This is a genomic window from Mesorhizobium sp. YC-39, from assembly GCF_025753795.1.
Classification (GTDB): Bacteria; Pseudomonadota; Alphaproteobacteria; order Rhizobiales; family Rhizobiaceae; genus Mesorhizobium.
Genome location: NZ_JAOWPS010000001.1, coordinates 1,331,345 through 1,351,785, shown reverse-complemented (window position 1 = coordinate 1,351,785; position 20,441 = coordinate 1,331,345). Strand labels below are relative to the sequence as shown.

At 61.7% G+C, this 20,441-nt stretch carries 19 protein-coding genes; 6 read left to right on the top strand and 13 right to left on the bottom strand.

Annotation, left to right across the window (positions count from 1 at the left end; all coding sequences use genetic code 11):
• Positions 1-62: 62 nt before the first annotated feature.
• From OHD62_RS06390 to OHD62_RS06365, 6 genes are all read right to left on the bottom strand, one after another.
• On the bottom strand, positions 63-1,157 hold the full coding sequence (locus tag OHD62_RS06390; RefSeq protein ID WP_263781623.1) for a substrate-binding domain-containing protein: 1,095 nt from the start codon (positions 1,155-1,157) through the stop codon (positions 63-65).
• A gap of 259 nt (positions 1,158-1,416) precedes the next feature.
• Positions 1,417-2,127 (bottom strand): ribose-5-phosphate isomerase RpiA, encoded by a 711-nt coding sequence (gene rpiA / locus OHD62_RS06385; RefSeq protein WP_263781622.1) that lies wholly within the window; start codon positions 2,125-2,127, stop codon positions 1,417-1,419.
• 38 nt (positions 2,128-2,165) lie between these two features.
• Entirely contained in the window at positions 2,166-2,999 is an 834-nt protein-coding gene (locus tag OHD62_RS06380; protein ID WP_263781621.1) for a MurR/RpiR family transcriptional regulator, read from the bottom strand.
• A gap of 14 nt (positions 3,000-3,013) precedes the next feature.
• A complete protein-coding gene (locus OHD62_RS06375) occupies positions 3,014-3,694 on the bottom strand; it encodes an HAD family hydrolase (protein WP_263781620.1) in 681 nt (226 codons plus the stop codon).
• Positions 3,695-3,713: 19 nt separating this feature from the next.
• Complete coding sequence (gene xylB / locus OHD62_RS06370) at positions 3,714-5,234, bottom strand: xylulokinase (RefSeq protein WP_263781619.1); 1,521 nt, start codon at positions 5,232-5,234, stop codon at positions 3,714-3,716.
• Positions 5,235-5,239: 5 nt separating this feature from the next.
• On the bottom strand, positions 5,240-6,703 hold the full coding sequence (locus OHD62_RS06365) for an aldehyde dehydrogenase family protein (protein WP_263781618.1): 1,464 nt from the start codon (positions 6,701-6,703) through the stop codon (positions 5,240-5,242).
• A gap of 295 nt (positions 6,704-6,998) precedes the next feature.
• Here OHD62_RS06365 and OHD62_RS06360 point away from each other — a divergent pair, with 295 nt between their 5' ends.
• Both OHD62_RS06360 and OHD62_RS06355 read left to right on the top strand, forming a co-directional pair.
• The gene (locus OHD62_RS06360) at positions 6,999-7,772 is read left to right on the top strand and encodes an SDR family NAD(P)-dependent oxidoreductase (RefSeq protein ID WP_263781617.1); all 774 of its coding nucleotides are present in this window, start codon (positions 6,999-7,001) and stop codon (positions 7,770-7,772) included.
• A 126-nt stretch (positions 7,773-7,898) separates the two neighbouring features.
• A complete protein-coding gene (locus OHD62_RS06355; RefSeq protein WP_263781616.1) occupies positions 7,899-8,141 on the top strand; it encodes a creatininase family protein in 243 nt (80 codons plus the stop codon).
• 126 nt (positions 8,142-8,267) lie between these two features.
• Here the strand turns inward: OHD62_RS06355 and OHD62_RS06350 are convergent, their stop codons facing one another.
• Positions 8,268-8,729 carry an RrF2 family transcriptional regulator gene (locus OHD62_RS06350; RefSeq protein ID WP_263781615.1) on the bottom strand — a complete coding sequence of 154 codons (462 nt, stop codon included), beginning with the start codon at positions 8,727-8,729 and terminating at the stop codon, positions 8,268-8,270.
• Between the two features lie 114 nt (positions 8,730-8,843).
• Between OHD62_RS06350 and OHD62_RS06345 the strand changes: the two genes are divergently transcribed.
• The 4 genes from OHD62_RS06345 (at position 8,844) to fabF (ending at position 13,640) form a co-directional block, all read left to right on the top strand.
• Entirely contained in the window at positions 8,844-9,956 is a 1,113-nt protein-coding gene (locus OHD62_RS06345) for an epoxide hydrolase family protein (RefSeq protein WP_263781614.1), read from the top strand.
• Positions 9,957-10,154: 198 nt separating this feature from the next.
• On the top strand, positions 10,155-10,700 hold the full coding sequence (locus OHD62_RS06340; RefSeq protein WP_263781613.1) for an MFS transporter: 546 nt from the start codon (positions 10,155-10,157) through the stop codon (positions 10,698-10,700).
• 403 nt (positions 10,701-11,103) lie between these two features.
• Positions 11,104-12,297 (top strand): acetyl-CoA C-acyltransferase, encoded by a 1,194-nt coding sequence (locus OHD62_RS06335; RefSeq protein ID WP_263782305.1) that lies wholly within the window; start codon positions 11,104-11,106, stop codon positions 12,295-12,297.
• A gap of 38 nt (positions 12,298-12,335) precedes the next feature.
• Positions 12,336-13,640 (top strand): beta-ketoacyl-ACP synthase II, encoded by a 1,305-nt coding sequence (fabF, locus tag OHD62_RS06330; RefSeq protein ID WP_263782304.1) that lies wholly within the window; start codon positions 12,336-12,338, stop codon positions 13,638-13,640.
• Positions 13,641-13,860: 220 nt separating this feature from the next.
• Here the strand turns inward: fabF and OHD62_RS06325 are convergent, their stop codons facing one another.
• The 6 genes from OHD62_RS06325 to OHD62_RS06300 form a co-directional block, all read right to left on the bottom strand.
• Positions 13,861-14,958: an ABC transporter substrate-binding protein gene (locus tag OHD62_RS06325; protein WP_263781612.1), complete on the bottom strand. Its 1,098-nt coding sequence runs from the start codon at positions 14,956-14,958 to the stop codon at positions 13,861-13,863.
• 98 nt (positions 14,959-15,056) lie between these two features.
• The gene (locus OHD62_RS06320) at positions 15,057-15,689 is read right to left on the bottom strand and encodes an EthD domain-containing protein (protein ID WP_263781611.1); all 633 of its coding nucleotides are present in this window, start codon (positions 15,687-15,689) and stop codon (positions 15,057-15,059) included.
• 48 nt (positions 15,690-15,737) lie between these two features.
• A complete protein-coding gene (locus OHD62_RS06315; RefSeq protein WP_263781610.1) occupies positions 15,738-16,868 on the bottom strand; it encodes an ABC transporter ATP-binding protein in 1,131 nt (376 codons plus the stop codon).
• 1 nt (position 16,869) lies between these two features.
• Positions 16,870-18,603 (bottom strand): ABC transporter permease, encoded by a 1,734-nt coding sequence (locus OHD62_RS06310; RefSeq protein WP_263781609.1) that lies wholly within the window; start codon positions 18,601-18,603, stop codon positions 16,870-16,872.
• A gap of 64 nt (positions 18,604-18,667) precedes the next feature.
• Positions 18,668-19,693, bottom strand: coding sequence for an ABC transporter substrate-binding protein (locus OHD62_RS06305; protein WP_263781608.1), 1,026 nt, complete (start codon positions 19,691-19,693; stop codon positions 18,668-18,670).
• A gap of 68 nt (positions 19,694-19,761) precedes the next feature.
• A complete protein-coding gene (locus tag OHD62_RS06300) occupies positions 19,762-20,379 on the bottom strand; it encodes a hypothetical protein (RefSeq protein ID WP_263781607.1) in 618 nt (205 codons plus the stop codon).
• Between the last annotated feature and the right edge of the window lie 62 nt (positions 20,380-20,441).

The window sequence follows — 20,441 nt, the reverse complement described above, 5'->3', positions numbered from 1 at the left end:
ACGCCACAAGTGCCACGCCGGCGGGACCGGCGTGGCACGGGAGGACATCTTTGCGCGGATGATCAAGTGTAGGGAATGCCCCATTCCTTTTCGGAAATCGCACCCCAGTGACGCGCGTCACCGGAATTGGACCCGTCGATGACGAAGGGCGGGATGATGAGCGTCGGACCGGTCGCGCCGGCGACGATCTCGCCCTTCTCCCAAAAGTACTTCTTGTTCTCGTATGTGCCGATCGGAACGGCTTCGCCCTTCAGGGAGTGCTTGACGAGCATCTCGACCGCGATTTCGCCGTAGGCGATCGGGTCCTGCGAGACGCAGGCGTCCATGAAGCCTTGCTGGATCCACTTCAGCGCCACCGGTTCGCCATCGATGTTGACGAAGATGACGTGACCGTCTTCGCCGACCTTCTTCCAGCGGCCTTTCTGCTGGAGCGCGGTGACGATGCCGCGCGACGGCGAGTCCGACGGCGCATGGACAGCATCGAGATCGGGAAATTCGGAGAGCGTCGAAAGGGTCACGGCCAGCATCTGATCGAGCTGTCCTTCGGTCGGACGCGCCAGATACTTGATGTCGGGGTATTTCGCGAATTCCGCGTCCATGCCTTCCTTGCGCAGACGCCAGGCCACGCTCTGGAGCGCGCCGAAGCAGTTGAGCACGGTGCCCTTCGGGCTGCCATGCCTTTCGGTCAAGCGCTTGATGATCTGCTGTGCGGCCATGACGCCGCCGAGCTTGTTGTCGAAGCTGACTGTGATCGCCACGTCGCCGCCATCGGACGGGGTGTCGATGATCGCAACGGGTATCTTTTTCTGATTGTAGCGGCGGATGGCCGAGACGATCGCCTGGCTGTCGATCGGATCCGACACGATCGCCGAAGGCTGTTTCAGCATGAGGCTCTGCCACTGCTCGAGCTGACGCGTATTGTCGAAGCTGGCGTTAGTTGCCTGGAACTTCATCTTGTTCGCCCCGACAGCGCGTTTCACAGCCTCTTCCTGGATGACGAAGAAGTAGTAGTCGAGGCTCTTGTTGCTAAACGGGATGAAGCCGGTTTCCTGCGCCCAGGCAGGCTTGCCCACGAGAGCGCTCGCACCCATAGCCACACCCAGTGCGCCGCCCGCCTTCAGCAAGCCGCGCCGCGTCAGTCCGTTTAATCGATCCATCTGTTTTCCTCCCAGGATGTGATTTAGCTAGCAATACTAGCTTTGTGGAACCAAGGCAAGAGGGCAAGCTAGCCCTATCTCCAGGGATCTTCGATACATGAATTTGGCATCGATGGTTCCGGTGGTCTATAAAAATTGCATTGTTTTCATAGCATTAAGCCATAATCAAAAACGACCCGGCCCCTGCTTAGCTGATCACACCCTGATCCGGCGCCGGTCGATGGTATTGATCTAAGGATTGATCAAAATATAGACTTCACTACGCGTGACGCAAAGATACGTAGGTCGTACCGTCGAGGCGGCCGACCACCATTCCTCGCGACTCGCGTGTGAACAGGCCGTTCTCCACCACGCCGGGAATTCGGTTCAATTCCGTCTCCAGTTTGGCCGGCGACGGGATGACACCGCAGCGGCAATCAAGAATGAAGTTGCCGCTGTCGGTCACCACCGGCTGCCCGTCGCGCATGCGGCGTTCGATGATCGCATTCTTGATGCGGTGGTCTGTGAGCGCCTCGGCGACCATGCGTTCGGTTTGCTTCCAGGCGAACTGCACCACCTCCACAGGCAACGGGAAGCCGCCGAGCCGCTCCACGATCTTGGTTTCATCGCAGATGGTGATCATGCGCACGGACGCATGGGCAATGATCTTCTCCCACAGCAGGCAGGCCCCGCCGCCCTTGATCATGTTGAATTCGTGATCGATCTCGTCGGGGCCGTCGATCGTGAGGTCGAGCTCGCCGATCTCGTTGGGGTCGGTAAGCGCGATACCGACCTGGCGGGCGACGTCATTGGTAGAGCGCGAGGTGGTCGTGCAGGTGAGTTTCAGGCCGTTCGCGACATGCTTGCCAAGCTCGCGAACGAAGAAATGCGAGGTCGTACCGGAGCCGAGGCCGAGCTTCATGCCATCCCTGACGAATTCCTCGATCACACGGCGTCCGGCCGCCTTCTTGGCTTCGTCCTGTGCGCTCATAGTCGTCTTCCTTTCGGCGGCTCGCATGCGGGCAGTGTTCAGATCTTGTCTGTCTGCCAGGAATCGAGAGCCGGCAGCTGGTCAGGGAATTCGCTGCCGCTCGTCATGGCGATCGCCGTCACCAGCATGTTGACGACGAGGTGGTGGTTGAGGCGCGACGCAAGCGGCGTCATGATCTCGGTCCGGTCGTAGGGCAGCACCGCAATCAGCACGTCCGATACATGCGCGAGCGGGCTCCCCGCGGCGGTGACCGACAGCACGCGCGCGCCCCTGGCGCGCGATGCCGTCGCAACGTCAACCATCTGCTTGGTATGCCCCGACTGGGAAAAGATCAGCGCGACCTCATCCGGCCGCGAGGTCTCCGCATGCAGCCATTGCTTCTTGCGCCCGATGAGGGCCGCGCAACGCATGCCGAGGCGCTGGAACTTGTGCTCGGCATCGAGCGCCGTGATCTCGGAAATGCCGCTGGCATAGATGCCAACCCACGACACAGCGGACAGCAGCCTCGCACCGGCTTCGACCTCGCCGGGATTGAGATCTTCCAGCAGCCGCTGAATGGCGTTCAGCGAGTTGCGCGCCGTCTTTCGCACGACATTCTGGATCGAATCGCCTGGAACAATCTGCTCGTAGGCGAAGGGCGCGGACGGCACCAGGCTCTGGGCGAGGTTGAGCTTGAAGTCCTGGTAACCCTGGAAGCCGAAGCGTCGGCAGAAGCGCATAATGGTCGGATCGCTTACCGCGCACTGCTCCGAAAGGCGCGCCATGCTCATATGGATGACGTCGCCCGGATTGGCACTGACGAAGTTGGCCACCCTGCGCTCGGCCGAGCCCATCTCCCCACTCTCCTGCACGATGCGTTGCAACAGGCTCATCGCCACCGGCCTCCCTACCTGCCCTGAACAAGTCCGGAATTGGCTGCCAGATCGATCAGGCGGTCAAGGCGCCACTCGGACTCCACAGCCACCTTTCCGCCGCATCCCCAGGAAACCGCATAAAACGGCACGCGAGCCGCAGTAGCGGTCGCCTGATCGACGGCGGTGTCGCCGACATAGGCCCAGACGTCGCCAGTGATGCCCATGCGCTCGGCGACCGCGAGCAGATGGCTTGGGTGCGGTTTGCAAACGGGCGCCGCATCCGCGCCCACGACCGCGTCGAACAGCGGCGCGACGCCCAAGATTTCGAGTACCTTCAGCGACAGCCCTTGCGGCTTGTTGGTGCAGATGCCGAGGCGCACGCCAGCGCCGTGGAGCGCCTCCAGGTCCTCGCGGACATGCGGATAGAACAGTGTGCGTTCGGCAGGCTCCCGGTTGTAATTGTCGAGGTACTCCTTCACCGCCTCGTCCACCGTCGCATCGTCGCTCGGCAGGCCGAGAGCCACGAACATGTCGAGCAGCAATCTGCGCGGCCCAAAACCGATGAACGTCTCGATGAAGGCGACGCTCTGCGTCGGCCAGGCGCGACGTTCCAGCACCTTGTTCACGGCGGCGGCGATGTCGGGCGCGCTGTCGATAAGCGTGCCGTCAAGGTCGAAGACAAGCGCCTTGTAACTGTCCTTGCGTAGGCTCATGCGACGCCTCCCTCTGCCATCAACGGTCGAGTCCAGCCTTGCCGATCGCGGCAAAGCTTGGGGCCAGCGCGCCATAGAGGCCGCCATAAATCTTGAAGGCCTTGCGCAGCAATTCGCCCGCGGCCGCATCCGCTGTCTCGCGGGTGACGGGACGACACACCCGTGCCGCCTCGATTGCGCTCGGCCAGACCCCCACCCCGACGCCCGCGATCAGCGCCGCTCCAAAGGCGCCGCCTTCCGCCGCCCCTTCCGTCGTCACCACATCGCAGCCGAAGAGATCCGCCTGCATCTGTCGCCACAACGCCGAGCGTGCGCCGCCGCCGGAGGCCTTGATCACGGCCCGGCCGATGCCGACCTTCTCCATCAGCGCGTAGATGTCGAACAGCGAATGGGTCACGCCCTCCATGACGCTGCGGGCCATGTCCGCCGCGCCGTGGCGTGCGGTCAGCCCGACGAAACTGCCACGCGCGGAAGGGTCTGGATGCGGACACCGCTCACCGTTGAGATAGGGCAGGAAAAGCAGCCCCCGCGCGCCGGCCGGCGCGCCGGCCGCAATCGTTACCATCCGCTCGGCGGAAGGTGTATCGCCGCCAGCGAAGCCGCCGAGCAACATTCGCAGCCACTCCATCGCGCCGCCGGCGTTGAGCGAGACGCCCATGCAGTGCCACTTGTCCGGCGCCACGTTGCAGAAGACCTGCAGCCGGCCGTCCGGATTGGCCACCGGCTCGTCAAGCGCTGCCGCGAGGATGCCTGCCGTGCCGATCGTGGTCTGCAACTCACCCGGCGCGATAACCCCCGAACCGATTGTCTGGATGACGCTGTCCCCGCCACCGCCAACCACCGGCGTGCCGGCCGGGAGCCCGAACAGTGCCGCGCCGGACTTGCTGACACGCCCGCTGACGACATGCGACTCGTGGCACGGCGGCAGCAGCGACGGGTCGATGTCGAGCAGACCGAGCAGGCCGGTTGCCCAGACGCGCTTGCGGGTGTCGAACAGGCCGGTGCCCGACGCATCCGAAACCTCGGTCGCGAGTTCTCCCGTAAGCACCAGGCGGAGGTAGTCCTTGGGGTTCAGGACGTGACGCAGCCGGCCGAACAGTTCCGGCTCGTGGTTGCGCATCCACAGGATCTTGCCGCCGGTGTAGCCGACCAGCATGCGGTTGTTGGTGCGCGCCAGCAATCCCTCGAGCCCGCCCGCCCGCTGGTTGATCTCGTCGCACTCGGCCCCGTTGCGCTGGTCGTTCCACAGGATCGCCGGACGCAGAACCTTGTGCGCCGCATCGAGTGGGGTCAGGCCGTGCATCTGGCCGGAGAGACCGACGGCCGTGATCCCGACGTCCGGCCGCCGTGCGAGGATGCCGGCGACGGCCGCCCGCGCGCCCTCGACCCACAGCTGCGGATCCTGCTCCGTCCAGCCGGGATGCGGCTGCGACAGCCCATAGGTCTCGGTGCAGCTCGCCAGCACCTTGCCGTCCGCGTCGATGAGCAGCGCCTTGCAGCCTGACGTGCCGATGTCGATGCCGAGGAGGGCCTGCGTCACCACGCTCACCTCCCCTTCGGCTCGTCGTAGCGGATACGCACGTGCTTGAAGTTGAGGTATTCGAGCATGCCTTCGCGGCCGTGCTCATAGCCGACGCCGCTCTGCTTGCGCCCGCCATAGGGCGCGTTCATGATGCCGGCGTCGACATTGTTGACGGCCACGTTGCCGTAGTCGAGCCGGCTCGACAAATAGCGGATCTCGTCCATGTCCTTGGCATAGACGTAGGAGGCGAGGCCGAAGGGCGTGTCATTGGCGAGTTCCACCGCCTCGTCAAGCCCATCGAAGGCCATCACGCCGACGAGCGGCCCGAAGGTCTCCTCGGTCATCACCTTCATGCCGTGGGTGCATCCGGCAACCACGGTCGGCCGGAAGAAATAGCCGCTGGCGAAGGCGTCGCCCTCCGGCGCACTGCCGCCGGCGATGAGCTTCGCGCCCTTGGCAAGCGCGTCGGCCAGATGTTCCTTCGTCTTGTTGAGCGGCTCGGCGGAAGCCATCGCACCGACATCGGCATCCGGCCTTTCAATGCCATTGCCGATGACCAACCTGTCAGCCGCCTCTCCCAGGCGATCCACGAACGCGTCCGCGATCGGCCGCGCGACATAGATGCGATTGATGGCGATGCAGATCTGGCCCATGTTGCGGAACGAGCGGCGGACCGCGCCCTTCACCGCCGCATCGAGATCGGCCGAAGCCGTCACGATGAGGGGACAGTTTCCGCCGAGTTCCAGCGACAGCCGCTTAATGGTGGTGCACGACCGCTGGATGTGAAGGCCCACGGCACTGGAGCCGGTGAACGCGATCTTGTCCACCCCGGGGTGCTCCACAAGTGCCTGACCGACCTTGGACCCAGGACCAGTGACGACGTTGACGACGCCAGGCGGAATCCTGGCCTTCTCGACCATGCTGGAGATGGCAAGTGCTGTAAACGGCGTCAGTTCGGCCGGCTTGATGACGATGGTGCAGCCAGCGGCGAGCGCCCCGCACAGTTTCCAGCCGACCAGTTCCGCCGGGTAGTTCCAGGGCGTGATGGCGCCGACCACGCCGATCGGCTCGCGCACGACGAGGCTGTCGATGTCTGTCGTGCTGTTCGGGACGATCTCGCCATGGATGCGCACCGCTTCTTCCGCATAGAAATGACAGGCTTCGGCAAGCTTGACGATTTCACCCCTGGCCTCGTTGAGCGGCTTGCCCTGCTCGAGCGTCATGATGCGGGCCATGACGTTCGCCTCGGCAAGGATGATGTCGCCCAGGCTATGGAGTGCCTTCGAGCGCTCGACCGGAGCGACGCGCGACCAGTTCCTGAAAGCCTTGCGGGCAGCCGCGACAGCCAGGTCGACCTCAGCCGGCGTCGCGGCGGCGATATGGGCGAGCACCTCGCCCGTCGCCGGATTCTCAACCGGAATCCGAGCCCCTTCGCCCGCCTTCCAGGCACCGTCTATGAAAAGCTTCCCGGCAAGTTCCGTTATCAAGGACGGCTTCCTCTACCTGCCCCGCGCCTCCGGGGTCTGATCCACTGATCCTCATAAACTAGATTTACTAGTTAGCGCAACCTTCTTCCCGGCTACAGCTGAGATCAATCACCAGATGTTGTCTCTCTTCTCCTAAGCCTTTGCTTTTGATATGTGAATCAATTACGCTCCCAGCGATTGGCCAGGATTTCACTGTGTTTTCGGTTCTGTGATCGCTTTGCCAGAGGGCCAAAGCCATAACAACGCTGGCGAAAATGGTAGTTCTACTACTATGAGCAGGACCAAACGACGAAATATGGAGGAACCCTTGTCATACACATCCAAATTCGATCTGACGGGTCGAATCGCGCTGGTAACGGGAGCGGGCCAGGGGATCGGCGAGGCCTGCGCTACGGCTCTGGCGGAAGCCGGGGCCATTGTCCATGTCACCGACCTCGACGGCGCGCGCGCAAGGACGGTCGCGGAAAAGCTCGTAGTCCGTGGCCTAAAGGCCGAGGCGCATGAACTGGACGTCACGAAGAGTGAAGCCCTCCGCGCACTCGCCGACTTGCTGCCGCCCCTCGACGTGCTCGTCTCCAATGCTGGTGTCGTCTCCAACATACCAGCCGAGGATCTGACCGACGAGGAATGGGACCGAGTCATTGGCGTCAACCTGACCGGCGTCTTCAAGTGCTGCCGCGCCTTCGGGCGCAAGATGCTCCAGGCCGGCCGCGGTTCGATCGTCAACATCGGCTCGATGTCGGCCGACATCGTCAACACCCCGCAGCCCCAATGCCACTACAACGCCTCCAAGGCCGGCGTGCACCACCTGACTCGGTCGCTGGCCGTCGAATGGGCACGGCGCGGCGTGCGCGTGAACGCGGTGGCGCCGACCTATATCGAAACGCCGTTGCTCGCGGGCGTGGAGCAGGGCGATGGCACGGTCGATCGCTGGATCGACCTCACCCCGATGAAACGATTCGGCAGACCGGACGAGATCGCCTCCGTTGTCCTTTTCCTAGGGTCCGACGCATCGAGCCTGATGACCGGCAGCATCGTTTCGGCAGACGCGGGCTACACATCGATCTGAGCGGAGGCGCTTTCTAGCGTGGGTGCGCAACGACGGTATTCGAAAACTGCTGATGTTCTCCGGTCATGCGACCAACGATCCCTCGCTCCGCAGCGCGATCCCACAGTTGCGATACGAGTTTCCCGAATGCCGCTATGCGACGATGGGGTTATGGTATCCCGCCGAGCCCGCGACCTTTACCTGCGTGATGGTGAGGACATCCATGCCAATCGCGGCGAAACCTCGATTCTTATGCATCTGCGGCCGGAAATGGTCCGCCCGGAAAAAACCGAAGACGTCAGCGACATTACTCCGGCCGGCTTTTCTCCTCGCGATGCCAGCGACCACACCAAACGGCGTCGTTGGACGTCCTTCGGAAGCAACGGCTGATGACGGCGCGATGATGGTAGACACGCTGGTCCAGGATCTGGAGGCATGGATCGAAAGGCACTGGCAGAAGGTTGGCCCGAATTACCCGAAGCCCGAGCACACTCGGAAACCACCGGTCGCACGTGATCAACTGGCCTGGCGTGCTACCTGCTGTCGGCGGGCATCCAGCGCTCGAAGTTGGGCAAGACCATCAGCAAGCGTGCTTTGGCCAAGCTTCGCCATTGTAGCCTCCTGAGCCGAGGCAGAGATAGCCGAGAAGTACTCGCCAGCATTGCTGCTAACCATGCATACGCTAGGCACACCCTCTCTGGGAGCCCAGAGAGGCTTGTCCTTTGTCACTGCTTGATAGACGTCCCGCAGCGTGATTGCTGCCGCGGGTCTCGTCAGCCGCACTCCTCCAGTGTTTCCGCGCGCGGCTTCAGCAAGACCGGCATCGCTAAGCAGCACTAGCATCTTCCGGACGAAGCTCGGATTGGCGCCGAGGCTTCGCGCAAGCTGGCTGGAACTCAGCAGCCCCTCTCCTCGCTCCTGCGCGAGGGCGAGGCTCAGCATCATCTGCAGCGCGGTCGGAAAGCGAACGTCAATCATCGCCTCATTCAGTCTGAAAACTACCTTTCGCGCAATATGCAATTTTCATGGTTGCATTTAGTATGGCAATATGTGTCTATCATAGACACATATTGCCAAGAGAGATCGAGAACCATGGCCGAAGCATCCGGTGCCGAACAAAGTGATGAAAGTGTGCGGCCTTTCCGCATCGGCATATCGGACGAGGCGATCGGCGACCTGAAACGTCGTCTGGCGAATATCCGCTGGCCTCACAAGGAAACGGCGGATGGTTGGGTACAAGGCGTCCCCTTGCACAAGGCCCGCGAGGTCGCGGACTATTGGCTCAATCACTACGATTGGCGGCGCTTCGAGGCGCGAGCCAACTCCCACCCCCAATACATTACTCGCATCGACAACCCCGACGTTCATTTCTTTCATGTGCCTTCGAAGCATTCCGACGCCATACCGGTCCTGCTCATGCATGGATGGCCAGGCTCGATCGTGGAGTTCATCCGGCTGATCGAGCCGCTGGTCGATCCCGAGGCTTACGGTGGACGTGCGGAGGATGCATTCCACGTAGTCCTGCCGTCACTGCCCGGATGGGGCTTCACGGAGCCGCCGCGGGAGCAAGGCTGGACACACGCGCGCACCGCGCGGATGTGCGCGGCCCTGATGGTCCGCCTCGGCTACGGCAAGTGGGTCGCGCAGGGCGGGGACTACGGCGCGCACGTTCTGTCGGATCTCGCCGAGCACCCGCCGGAAGGACTGGCCGCGATCCACCTGAATTTGCTGTTTGCCATTCCGCGTGAGCTTGGCGAACATGCAACGGAGGAGGAACGGGAGGCGTTCGAGGCTTTCCGCTGGACACAACTCGAAGAAGGCGGCTTCTCGCGCTTCCAAAAAACGCGGCCGCAAACCCTCGGTTATAGCCTGACCGACTCACCTATCGGACAAGCGATGTGGATTTATGAAAAATTCCACCGCTGGACGGACAATACCGGGAATCCGGAAGACGCAATCGGCATCGACGACATGCTGGATAACATCTCGCTGCACCTGGTTCACCCAAAGCGGCGTCCTGTCCGCTCGCGCATTTTGGGAAGCGCGGAACTCAACTTTTGGTGGTGCGCCCATCAAATTGCCGGTGGCAGCCACTGTATTCAAAAACGATATCTTCAAATCTCCCCGCTCATGGGCGGAACAACGCTATCCGAATTTGATCTATTGGAACGTGCTGGAGAAAGGCGCGCACTTTGGCACGCTTGAGGCTCCGGATGCGATGGTCCGGGAAATGCGGGCTGCATTTGCAGGAATGCGTGGCTGAGGTCTAGCGGCCCGCCACACATTCTCCGCCGGTCTCCATCTGCAACCCTCACCTCACAATTAAAGACCCTAGTATGTGTTCCGAGAACTCAAGTATTTTCGCTGCATTGGCTTCATCGCAGCGTGCATTGCGGTGCGATCGTGAGCGATGATATCGCGTCGAAAGGCACACATCCGAAGGCGACCAGTCGCGCCTTATCGGGCGACATTGTGTTCCTGCTGGCCGGCCTGGCGGCACTCGGGTCCTTGTCGACCAACATCATCCCACCCGCGTTTCAAACAATCGGAGAGACGCTTGGTGTGTCGACGCCCGAATTGGGGCCGACCCTTAGCGGCTTCTTCATCGCATTCGCGCTTGGCCAGCTTGTCGTGGGGCCGCTAGCCGACCGTTTCGGTCGTGAGCGGCTCGTCCTCGGCAGCCTCACGGTGTTCGTCGCCGGCTGCCTTATATCCAGTGTCGCAAGCACTTTGTCCCATCTGATCTTGGGGCGGATTATCCAGGCGCTTGGCGCCTGCGGGCTGTCGGTCCTGTCGCGTGCGATCGCGCGCGATGTATTCGAGGGGGCTTCGCTCGCGAGAGCCCTTGCGGTTGTTATGACCGCAACAGCGGCAGCTCCCGGTTTTTCGCCGTTGGTCGGAAGCGTGCTGAACAGCCTGGCCTCCCATCACCCTGTCTTCGGTAGTTAACGTCAAAGTGTGCAATTACACATATACAAACAGCGCGGGCGTTGCAATGGCCTTCGGCAAAATGTCTCTCATGAATGTCAGCGCTTGCCTTGGCCGGTCGTTGACGACAACGCCCTAATGAAGTGTCGCTTAGATTGTGGTCAGCGAGAAGTTGAGCCTAAGCGGAGGCGCTACGCCAGACGGCTGACACTGACGGGGATAAGGCATTTGACAAAATGTGTAATTGCACTTATGCAGAATGCACTTGTGAGCGCTGCTCTCATGTGGCGGCAACCAAAGTAGCCTCGAACTCTACGCTCATGTCTGAAAGGCATGGTCGACGGCAGCCCCCCATGGCCCAGGTGCCACCGCTGGCGGCGTCGAAACCCGAACCCATAGGAAGCCTACCCTTATGTCCTCATCTATGTCCTCATCGCTCGATCCGGTCGTCATTGTGTCGGCGGTGCGCTCTCCTCTGGGGCGCTTTCTCGGCGATCTTTCTCCTCTGGTGGCTCACGCACTGGGCTCCCATGTGATCAGGGCGGCCTTGGATAGAGCGGGCGTTCCCATCGATCGAGTTGACGAAGTGTTTATGGGTTGCGTCCTCCCAGCTGGCCAAGGGCAGGCGCCGGCACGGCAGGCTGCGCGGGGCGCAACACTGCCCGACGCAGTTGGAGCGACTACGATCAACAAAGTCTGTGGATCGGGAATGAAGGCGACCATGTTAGCCCATGACCTGATTAGGGCAGGCTCGGCCGAGATGGTTGTGGCTGGCGGCATGGAATCCATGTCCAACGCACCATACCTACTCGCGAAGGCCCGTGGCGGTTATCGGGCCGGGCACAACCAGATTTTCGACCACATGATGCTCGACGGGCTTGAAGATGCCTATGAGCAAGGCCGTCCTATGGGCGATTTCGGCGAAGCCGCGGCCGAGGCATACCAGTTTTCACGCGCGGATCAGGACGCTTACGCCATCGAGACACTGACGCGCGCTCGAACGGCAATCAACACCGGTGCCTTCAAGGACGAGATCGCTCCGGTCTTGGTGCCAGCCAAGGATGGCAGCAAGTTTATCAACACCGACGAGCATCCCCTCAAAGTTTCGCCGGAGAAGATACCGTCACTCAAGCCTGCGTTTCGTCAGAATGGCACCATTACCGCCGCAAGCGCCTCGGCAAATGCCGATGGCGCTGCCGCCCTTATCCTGACACGCGGTTCCATTGCGGTGAGTGAGGGATTACCCATCCTTGCTGAAATCAAGGGCCATGCAACTCACAGCCAAGAGCCGGCGTGGTACACCACGGCCCCAATCCCGGCAATCCGGAAACTCCTCCAGAAAACCGGCTGGGATGTCAGCAATGTCGATCTCTTCGAGATCAACGAAGCATTTGCGGTAGTCGCAATGGCCGCAGCGAAGGACCTTTCAATACCTTGGGACAAACTGAATGTGAATGGTGGCGCGTGCGCGCTCGGGCACCCGATTGGAGCGACCGGCGCGCGTCTCATCGTCACACTGCTTCATGCCTTGCAGCGCCGCAACCTTTCACGCGGCATAGCTGCCCTATGCATCGGGGGTGGAGAGGCGACGGCAATTGCCATCGAGCGTCCGCGATAGACTTGCGATTCGCTGCAAAAGGAAAAGCTGGAGTGAAGATGCGGCGCATAGTTGTCACCGGTATGGGAGCGGTTAGCCCTCTTGCAGCCAATGTGGAAACGTCCTGGTCGCGGCTTCTCGCCGGCCATTCGGGCCTCAGAAGGCTTCCGGTCGAGATGGTCGCCGATCTGCCGGCGAAGGTCGGGGGCGTTGTTCCCACGCTGGAGGAGTCTGCGCGAGAAGGCTTCGACCCCGGCACCATCCTCGCTCCCAAGGACCAGCGAAAGGTGGACCGCTTCATCGTGTTCGGGTTAGCCGCGGCGGAAGAAGCGCTGGCCCAGGCGGGATGGAAACCGCTCTCGGAGGATGAACGTCTGCGTACCGCCGCGATCATCGCCTCCGGTATCGGCGGCTTTCCCGCCATTACCGAAGCGGTACGGATGGTCGACCAACACGGTGTTCGCCGCCTTTCACCCTTCACCGTCCCATCGTTTCTCGTGAACCTGGCGGCGGGACAGATATCGATCCGCCACGGTTTCAAGGGGCCGCTGGGAGCACCTGTTACGGCCTGCGCGGCGGGCGTGCAGGCCATCGGCGATGCAGCCCGTCTGATCCGCAACGACGAGGCCGATATTGCCGTTTGCGGGGGAACCGAAGCCTGCATCCATACTGTCAGTCTCGGCGGCTTCAGCGCAGCGCGCTCGCTTTCGACAAACTTCAACAACACGCCGACCGAGGCTTCGCGTCCGTTCGACACGCAGCGCGATGGCTTCGTTATGGGAGAAGGTGCGGGTGTTCTGGTGATCGAGGCTCTCGACCACGCGCTTGCACGTGGCGCTCAGCCGATCGCGGAACTGGTGGGCTACGGCACAACGGCCGACGCCCATCACATCACGTCCGGTCCAGATGATGGGGATGGTGCGCGGCGGGCAATCGAAATTGCCATTGCACAAGCCGGCGTAACCGCGAGCGACATACGCCACCTCAACGCCCACGCCACGTCCACGCAGGTGGGAGACCGGGCCGAGCTCGCAGCGATCAAACGGGTGTTCGGCGCAACCGGTGGCATCGCGGTCAGTGCGACGAAATCGGCGACCGGCCATCTGCTTGGAGCGGCCGGCGGCCTTGAAGCGATCTTCACGATCCTCGCGCTCAGAGATCAAGTCGCGCCGCCGACCTTGAACCTGAACGACCCCGACCCGGCTGGCGACGGAATAGATTTCGTGGCGAAGGAGGCTCGTCCGCTGGAAATGGACTATGCGATTTCCAACGCATTCGGCTTTGGCGGCGTCAATGCAAGCGTGGTGTTTCGGCGTTGGCACGACGGACCCATAGGTGAACGTGCAGGAGACTCTCGTGCTTGAAAACCGCGCTTTGGTTACCGGTGCCGAAAAATGCGCCGCCTGGCTTGGGGCGGCCGCGAAAGCCGCGCGGGATGCAAGCCGCACGCTCAGCCGCACTTCCGACGACAAGAGGACGACCGGCTTACGCTTGAACCTGACGCAAAAGGACTTCGTCACGTTCCTCAAATTCGAATCGTTGGCGAGCACCAGATCCCGTTTGACCAAGATCCCTCTTTCGCTGTTATGGGGTGAAATCGACCACGATCCTTTCATCCTTGCCGTTCTGCTCGATAGCGATGGGACGCTTTGCGGTGTTACTACCCTCGAAGGTGATATCGGCAATGTCCGACTTGAATGTGCCGATGGCCAGGATCGCATCGCGTAAGTTCGTGCCATTGACCTCTTTGCCCTCTTCCAGGACCTTCTTCATGGCATCAGCGATGATGAAGACCGAATTGTAGTATTCCCGCGACTGGACCTCGAAAAAGTCCACCTTGTATTCGGCCTTAAACTCATCGGCCAATGCCAGCGGAGTCTTCGAGACGACAGTGGTGTTGTACCAGCCTTCCGCGCCTGGCTTGCCGAAGAACGGCGTCGAGTAGGTATTGCCGACCACGGCGGGAAAATCCGGAATCAGGCTTATCTGCTCCGCGATAGCCGCAAAGTTCTGTGTCACCGCGATGTAGAGGACCTGCGCCCCGGAAGCCTTTATGGCAAGCAGTGGCGGCCGGTAGTTCGTCTGGCCGAATTCGGTTGGTTCATCGGCAACGATCTTGCCGCCCAGCGCCTCGAATGCCTTGGCGAAATCATCCCGGCCGGAGCGCCCCGCCGCCGCATTTTCATAGAGCAGCGCCGCGCTGGTGCCCAGCTTCTGCTTCGCGAACTGCGCCAGAAACTCGGCCTCGCCCTGGATCTGCGGAATGGTGTTGATGAGATACGGGCTGGCAGTTGCCAGTTGGTCGGATTGCGCACCCGCATTGACCAGCAGCACCTGCTTGCGGGCCGCCAGAGGGTCGACCGCAAGCGTCACCGATGAATATGCCGACATGACCACGGGGACGTTGTTGAGGTCGGTCAGGCGGTTGAAGCCCAGCACCGCCTGATCGGGACGGCCTGTGCTGTCCTCCACCACCGCCTTCAGCATCCTGCCATTGATGCCACCCTTGGCATTGATGTGCTTGATGGCAAGATCGATGCCGTTCTGCTGCTCGGTTCCGGTGGCCGAACCCGGTCCTGTCAGCGGCAGGAGCGTGCCGATCAGCAAGTCCTCCGCATAGGATTTCGTCGCGGCGCCGGCCACCAGCAGTGTGGCGGCAAGCGCTAAAGCAATCTTCTTCATGTCATTCCTCCCTTGGTTTGCACTTGCTGTGCGGAGGCAGACCCCTGCCTGCGCTGTAGAATTTTTCCGCGTAATGAACCGGTTCATTCATTGGCCGATCAAATGAGATAGTGCTCCGTGCTGTCGAATACCGCGATGGAATCGCCCCCACCCGCGATCACGACGTCATGGGCGCGATCGAGTATCCCGGGATCGTTGGCGGTGACGGTGACGATGCGCGAGACCTTGATCTGCACTGCTTCCCGCTCCTGCGTCGGCTCGGCGCCGGGCTTGGTCACAACATGATCGGTGACACCGATAACCCCCGGGAAGCCCGCAATCGCCTTGAAGATATCGCCGAGGTCGCGCGGATCGTCGCCGGTGAACAGAAACACCCTTTCGCCCCTGGCCGGCTCCCGCGGCCGGATGACAGGCGTCACGTCTGTAACGACGCGGGCGCTGGCCCCGATAAACAGCAGGGAGTCCACGTCGCAGACCTTTTCCTGTTTGGAATCGTAGCAGATCTGCCGGTCCGTCTCGTTCTCGAACCACATCTCGGCAAGCCCGTTCAAGTTCAGGCTGCGTGCCAGGTCGTTGGTGTGGGGCGAGTCGACGATGAAATGGTTTTGCAGATAGCGATTCACGCCGTGGAGTTGCGCGGCTAGTGGGCCGTGCACATTCAGCCAGTGGCTGTAGAAGGCGGCATCGCTGTGTTGCGATTTCTTCCGCAGGAAAGAACAGGCTCCGATCATTCGATTCTCCGTCATATTCAAGTGCAATGTCCGGCAGGACGGTGATCATCATCCGGCTGGCCGCGTGAACAACACCACCGAGGCCGGGTCGAAGCGCAACGCAACCGCATCGCCGAGCTTGAAGCCGGCCTTGGGGCTGCCATAAACCTGGAATGTCGCGTCGCTCGCCTGCACCTGGTAGCGGGTCAGGCTGCCGTTGAAGCCGCAGAACACGATCCGTCCGGCGATCTCGTTCAGTCCGGGAGCCGGCGCTGCGTTTTCCGGCGCGATTTCCACCACCTCGGGACGGACAGCCAGGCTGACCTTGTCGCCTGGCGAATAGCTGGCCGTCGCTGCGCATTCCACGCGCGATCCGGCATCGGTCTTGACCACGATCCTGTCGCCGGACACCCGTTCGACTTCGCCCCTGATCCAGTTGGTGGTGCCGACAAAACCGGCAGCAAACTCATCGACGGGATTGAAGTAGATAGTGCGCGGCGTATCGATCTGGACGATGCGGCCCGCATTCATCACCGCGATGCTGTCGGAAAGTTCGAGCGCTTCCGACTGGTCATGCGTCACATAGACCGTCGTCAGCCCCATCTGCTGCTGCAGGCGGCGCAATTCGTTGCGCATCTCCTCGCGCAGCGCCGCGTCAAGGTTTGACAGCGGCTCGTCTAGCAACAGGAGATCTGGCCTGCGCACGATTGCCCGCGCCAGCGCGACCCGCTGCTGCTGGCCGCCGGAAAGCCGCGTGGCATGACGCTCGGCGAGGCCGCCGAGACCTACTGTATCCAGCGCCTCCCCTACTGCCTTCCTAATCTCGTTCGCACTGAAGCGGCGGTCCTTCGAGACGCGCAGCGGAAAAGCCACGTTCTCGAATACATTCATGTGCGGCCAGATGGCGTAGGACTGGAACACCATTCCGAACTGGCGCCGGTCCATCGACACGTCGATGCCGGCGTCTGAATCGAAGACAAGCTTGTCGCCGACACGGATCGTGCCCTTGTCCGGACGCTCCAGTCCGGCGATGCAACGCAGCGTGGTCGTCTTGCCGCAGCCGCTGGGGCCGAGCAGCGTGAAGAACGCGGATTTCGGCAGCTGGAAGGATGTCGGTTGCAAGCCGATCCTGTTCGCACCAAGGACGCCGTAGACCTTCTCGAGGCCGGACACCGATAGGAAATTGCTGGGTTCTGCCACGCTAAACTCCAAACGTCATCGAGGTCTGGCGACGGCTGATCACGAAGAAAGCCACGCCGAACAATGTCATCAAAACAGCCCAGAGCAGCCCGAGCGCGGCGACCTCGCCGATCTGCCCGTTGCCCCACAGATCAAACATGGCCACCGAGATCGTCTGCGAGGACGGGCCGGCCAGCAACAGCGGCAACGACATTTCCTTCGACGCCAGCAGGAAGATGAACAGCCAGCCGGACGCCAGTGCGGGAGCCAGCAACGGAACAAGGATGCGCGACAGGATGGACCACCCCCGCGCGCCGGAAACGCGCGCCGCCTGCTCCAGCTCGGGATGTATCTGCAGCACGCCGGCATAGGTGTAGCGCATGCCGAACGGCATGTAGTGGATGATGAAGGCGAGCACGATCAGCCACATGGTGCCGTAAAGGGGGAACGGCAGCCGCAACGCCACTTCCAGCAACGCAACGCCCAGCACCACGCCGGGAAAGATCAACGGTATGACCACGAGCTGGTCGATCGCCTGTCCGCCCGGCGCACGGCGAGCGGCCAGCCAGCCGGCCAGCAGCGTGATGATCATCGTGACGGTAGCGCTGACCGCCGCAACGATCAGCGTCGTGGTGACCAGCGACAGATAGTATCGCGAGGTCAGCACCGTGCCGAAATTCTGCAGCGTGGCAAAGCTCAGCGCATGCAGCCGCATGGGCTGGACATAGGGCATGACCGACATCCAGATCATTGCAATCAGCGGCAGGAGCAGGGTCACCGCGAAGTTGAGCAGAATGATCGCGGAAAAGGCCCAGCGTGCGCGACCGAGCGCTATGGGGCGCGGGCGATAACCCTTGCCCGTGATGGTCGCGAAGCGCTCCGCATAGCGTGAGATGCGGCCGTAGAAGTAGAGCAGCGCGGAAATGATGAAGAGCATCACCACCGAAAACGCGCTTGCGAAGCCCACGCGGGGCGGCATCTCCTTGACCGCCTGGTAGACGTCTGTCGTCAGGACATTGACCCTGCCCGGCATGCCAATGAGAGCCGGAACCTCGAACGCCTCGAGGTTCAGGATAAAGGCGAACAGCGAGAATGCCAGGATCGCTGGAAAGGCCAGCTTCAGCGAAATGCGCATGATCGTCTGGATAACCGTGGCGCCCGACATGCGCGCCGCCTCTTCCATCTCCGCATTGGCCGCGCGGAATGTCGCCGAAAGCAGCAGGAAAGCGAGCGGCGCCCAGATGAACCCCTCGATGACAATCATGCCCGAAAGCGTGTTGACCTCGAAGAGCGTCTCGCTGCTGCCGGTCACGAAGCGGTAGATGTCGTTGAGCGGCCCCGCGCGGCCGAGGATATAGCTCCAGGCCGTGACATAGAGAATGAAGGGCGTGCCGAGCGACACGATGGTGGTGAACCAGGCCAGCCGCTTGAACGGCACGTCGGTGCGCTCGACCAACCAGGCAACCGCTCCCCCGAGAAACAGTGAAACCAGGGTCGAGGCCAGTGAAAAGACGATCGAGTTGAAGGCGGAAGTGAAGAACCGCCCTTCGCTCAGCAACAGGGCGTAGTTGTTGAGGGTGAAGAACTCCGTGCCGTCCGGCAGGCGTTCGGAAAAGCTGGAGCGCAGCAGCGTCCACACCGGCGGAAGCACCAGAAGCGCGATCAATCCGATGAACAGCCAGACAAGCACGCGGCCCGCCTCAAGGCGACGCCCCTGCGGCCGTTCACTTGCCGTGGTGGACAATGTACTCGTCATTTTCCTGCTTCGTCTCGAGATGTTGCGCCGGGTTCCGCAGCCGGGGAAACCCGGCGGGGCGCGTTTACTTGAACAGCTTGCGATAGATGCCGACCCACTTGTCCTTGTTCTCCGCAAACGTCTCGGACGAAATGACGGTCACCGCGAACTTGCCCTCCTCGGGCTTCAGCGTCGGATCCTTGGCCTTTACCCGCGGGCTTGCCGGGATATAGCCGGCATCCGCGATGACCTGCTGACCCTCGTCGGAGAGCAGGAATTCAAGGAACAGCTTGGCCGCGTTGGGATGCGGCGCGTTCTTCAGCATCTGCACCGTGCCGAACGTGAAGACGGAGGATTCCAGCTTGAGCCATTCGACCGGAGCACCCTGCGCAGCACTGATGGCGGCATGGTAATTCAGGATCGACAGCACCAGCGGATACTGCCCGGCAATGCCTTGATCGAGCACCACCCGCATATTGCTGGGCACGTTGGCGATCTGCTGCTGCGACAGCTTCTCCAGATAGGCCATGCCCTTCTCTTCGCCCATATAGCTCAGCACATTGCCGATGAAGCCGGGAGGTCCGGCAATCTCTTCCGAGCTCGACCAGGCCATCTTGCCCTTCCACTTCGGATCGAGCAGATCCTCGAAGGTCTTGGGTGCATCGGCGGCGCTCACCAGGCCGGTGTTGATGGCCGGTGAGGTCACCTGAACGATCTGACCGGTCCAGTAACCATTGGGGTCCTTCAACTCTGCCGGATAATCCGCCGCCTCCTGCGGCACGTATTGCCCGACAAGGCCGGCCTCCATGGCTGCCGAAAGCGGCGCCGTACCGTCGAAGACGTCGCCCTGGATATTGTTTGCCCGGCCCTCGTTCAGGATTCGCAGAGCCGCCTCCTGCGAGGCCATGGACACGGAATTGACGGTGATGCCGTACTTCTTTTCGAACGCCTCCTTGATGGGCGTCACGACCTGGCGAACGATCAGCCCGCTGTACCAGACGACCTGACCTTCCGCCTTGGCCGCGTCGATCAGAGCCTGATCCTCGGCCTTGGCCGTCATGGTCGCGGCCAGCAGGCCTGCGACGACAACGAGATTGTGCATGAACTTCATTGTTTTCTCCTCCACAAAATTCCCGTTATTTGACGCGCGGCGCCGCCTCCCGCCGCATGGATCGGGCGTCAGATCCAGCGCTCCCATGTCGTCCCGAACAGATGCGGGACGAATTCCTCCACGAGCCGCAAATGCCTGATAGGCGCTCCTATCGGATCTTCGACGGCAAGATGCGCGACGCGCACGCTCGACCCGACCAGGGCGAGATGATCGACGCCGCCGTTTTCCTTCTTCTCGGCAAAGATCCGCAACTGAAGGACGCCATCACGGCCTTCAAAGGCCTTCACCAGCCCCGCGACAAGGTCGGTCTGGATGTCCCCCGTGCCGAAAAAGCGCAGCAGGGTCAGGAACGGCGACGGCTCGATCGGCGCGCCCACCGGATGAATCTGCTCGGCAAGGATTCTCGCACGCGGAATCCTGCGCATCAGCCTTCTCGTCCAGGGCGTGAAGTTTTCCCGGGAAAGCCGGTGATATTCCGGCGTGTCGAGAACATCGACCGACGCCAGGTCATAGAGTGTCAGGAACCCCGGCTGCTCACCGCTGACCGACTGGAACCGGTTGCCAGAAAGGAACCCCGGCGCGGACATGCGGTCCTGCAGATGTTCGGTGTCATACCATTCGTTGAATTCTTCGATGAGCGGCGCCGACGGGCGCATCATGACGAAAAGAAGTCCGCCGGCGTTCATTATCGTCTCCTCCGCAAATGAACCGGTTCATTATATGAATGCGATATCGGTTTGGCAATGCA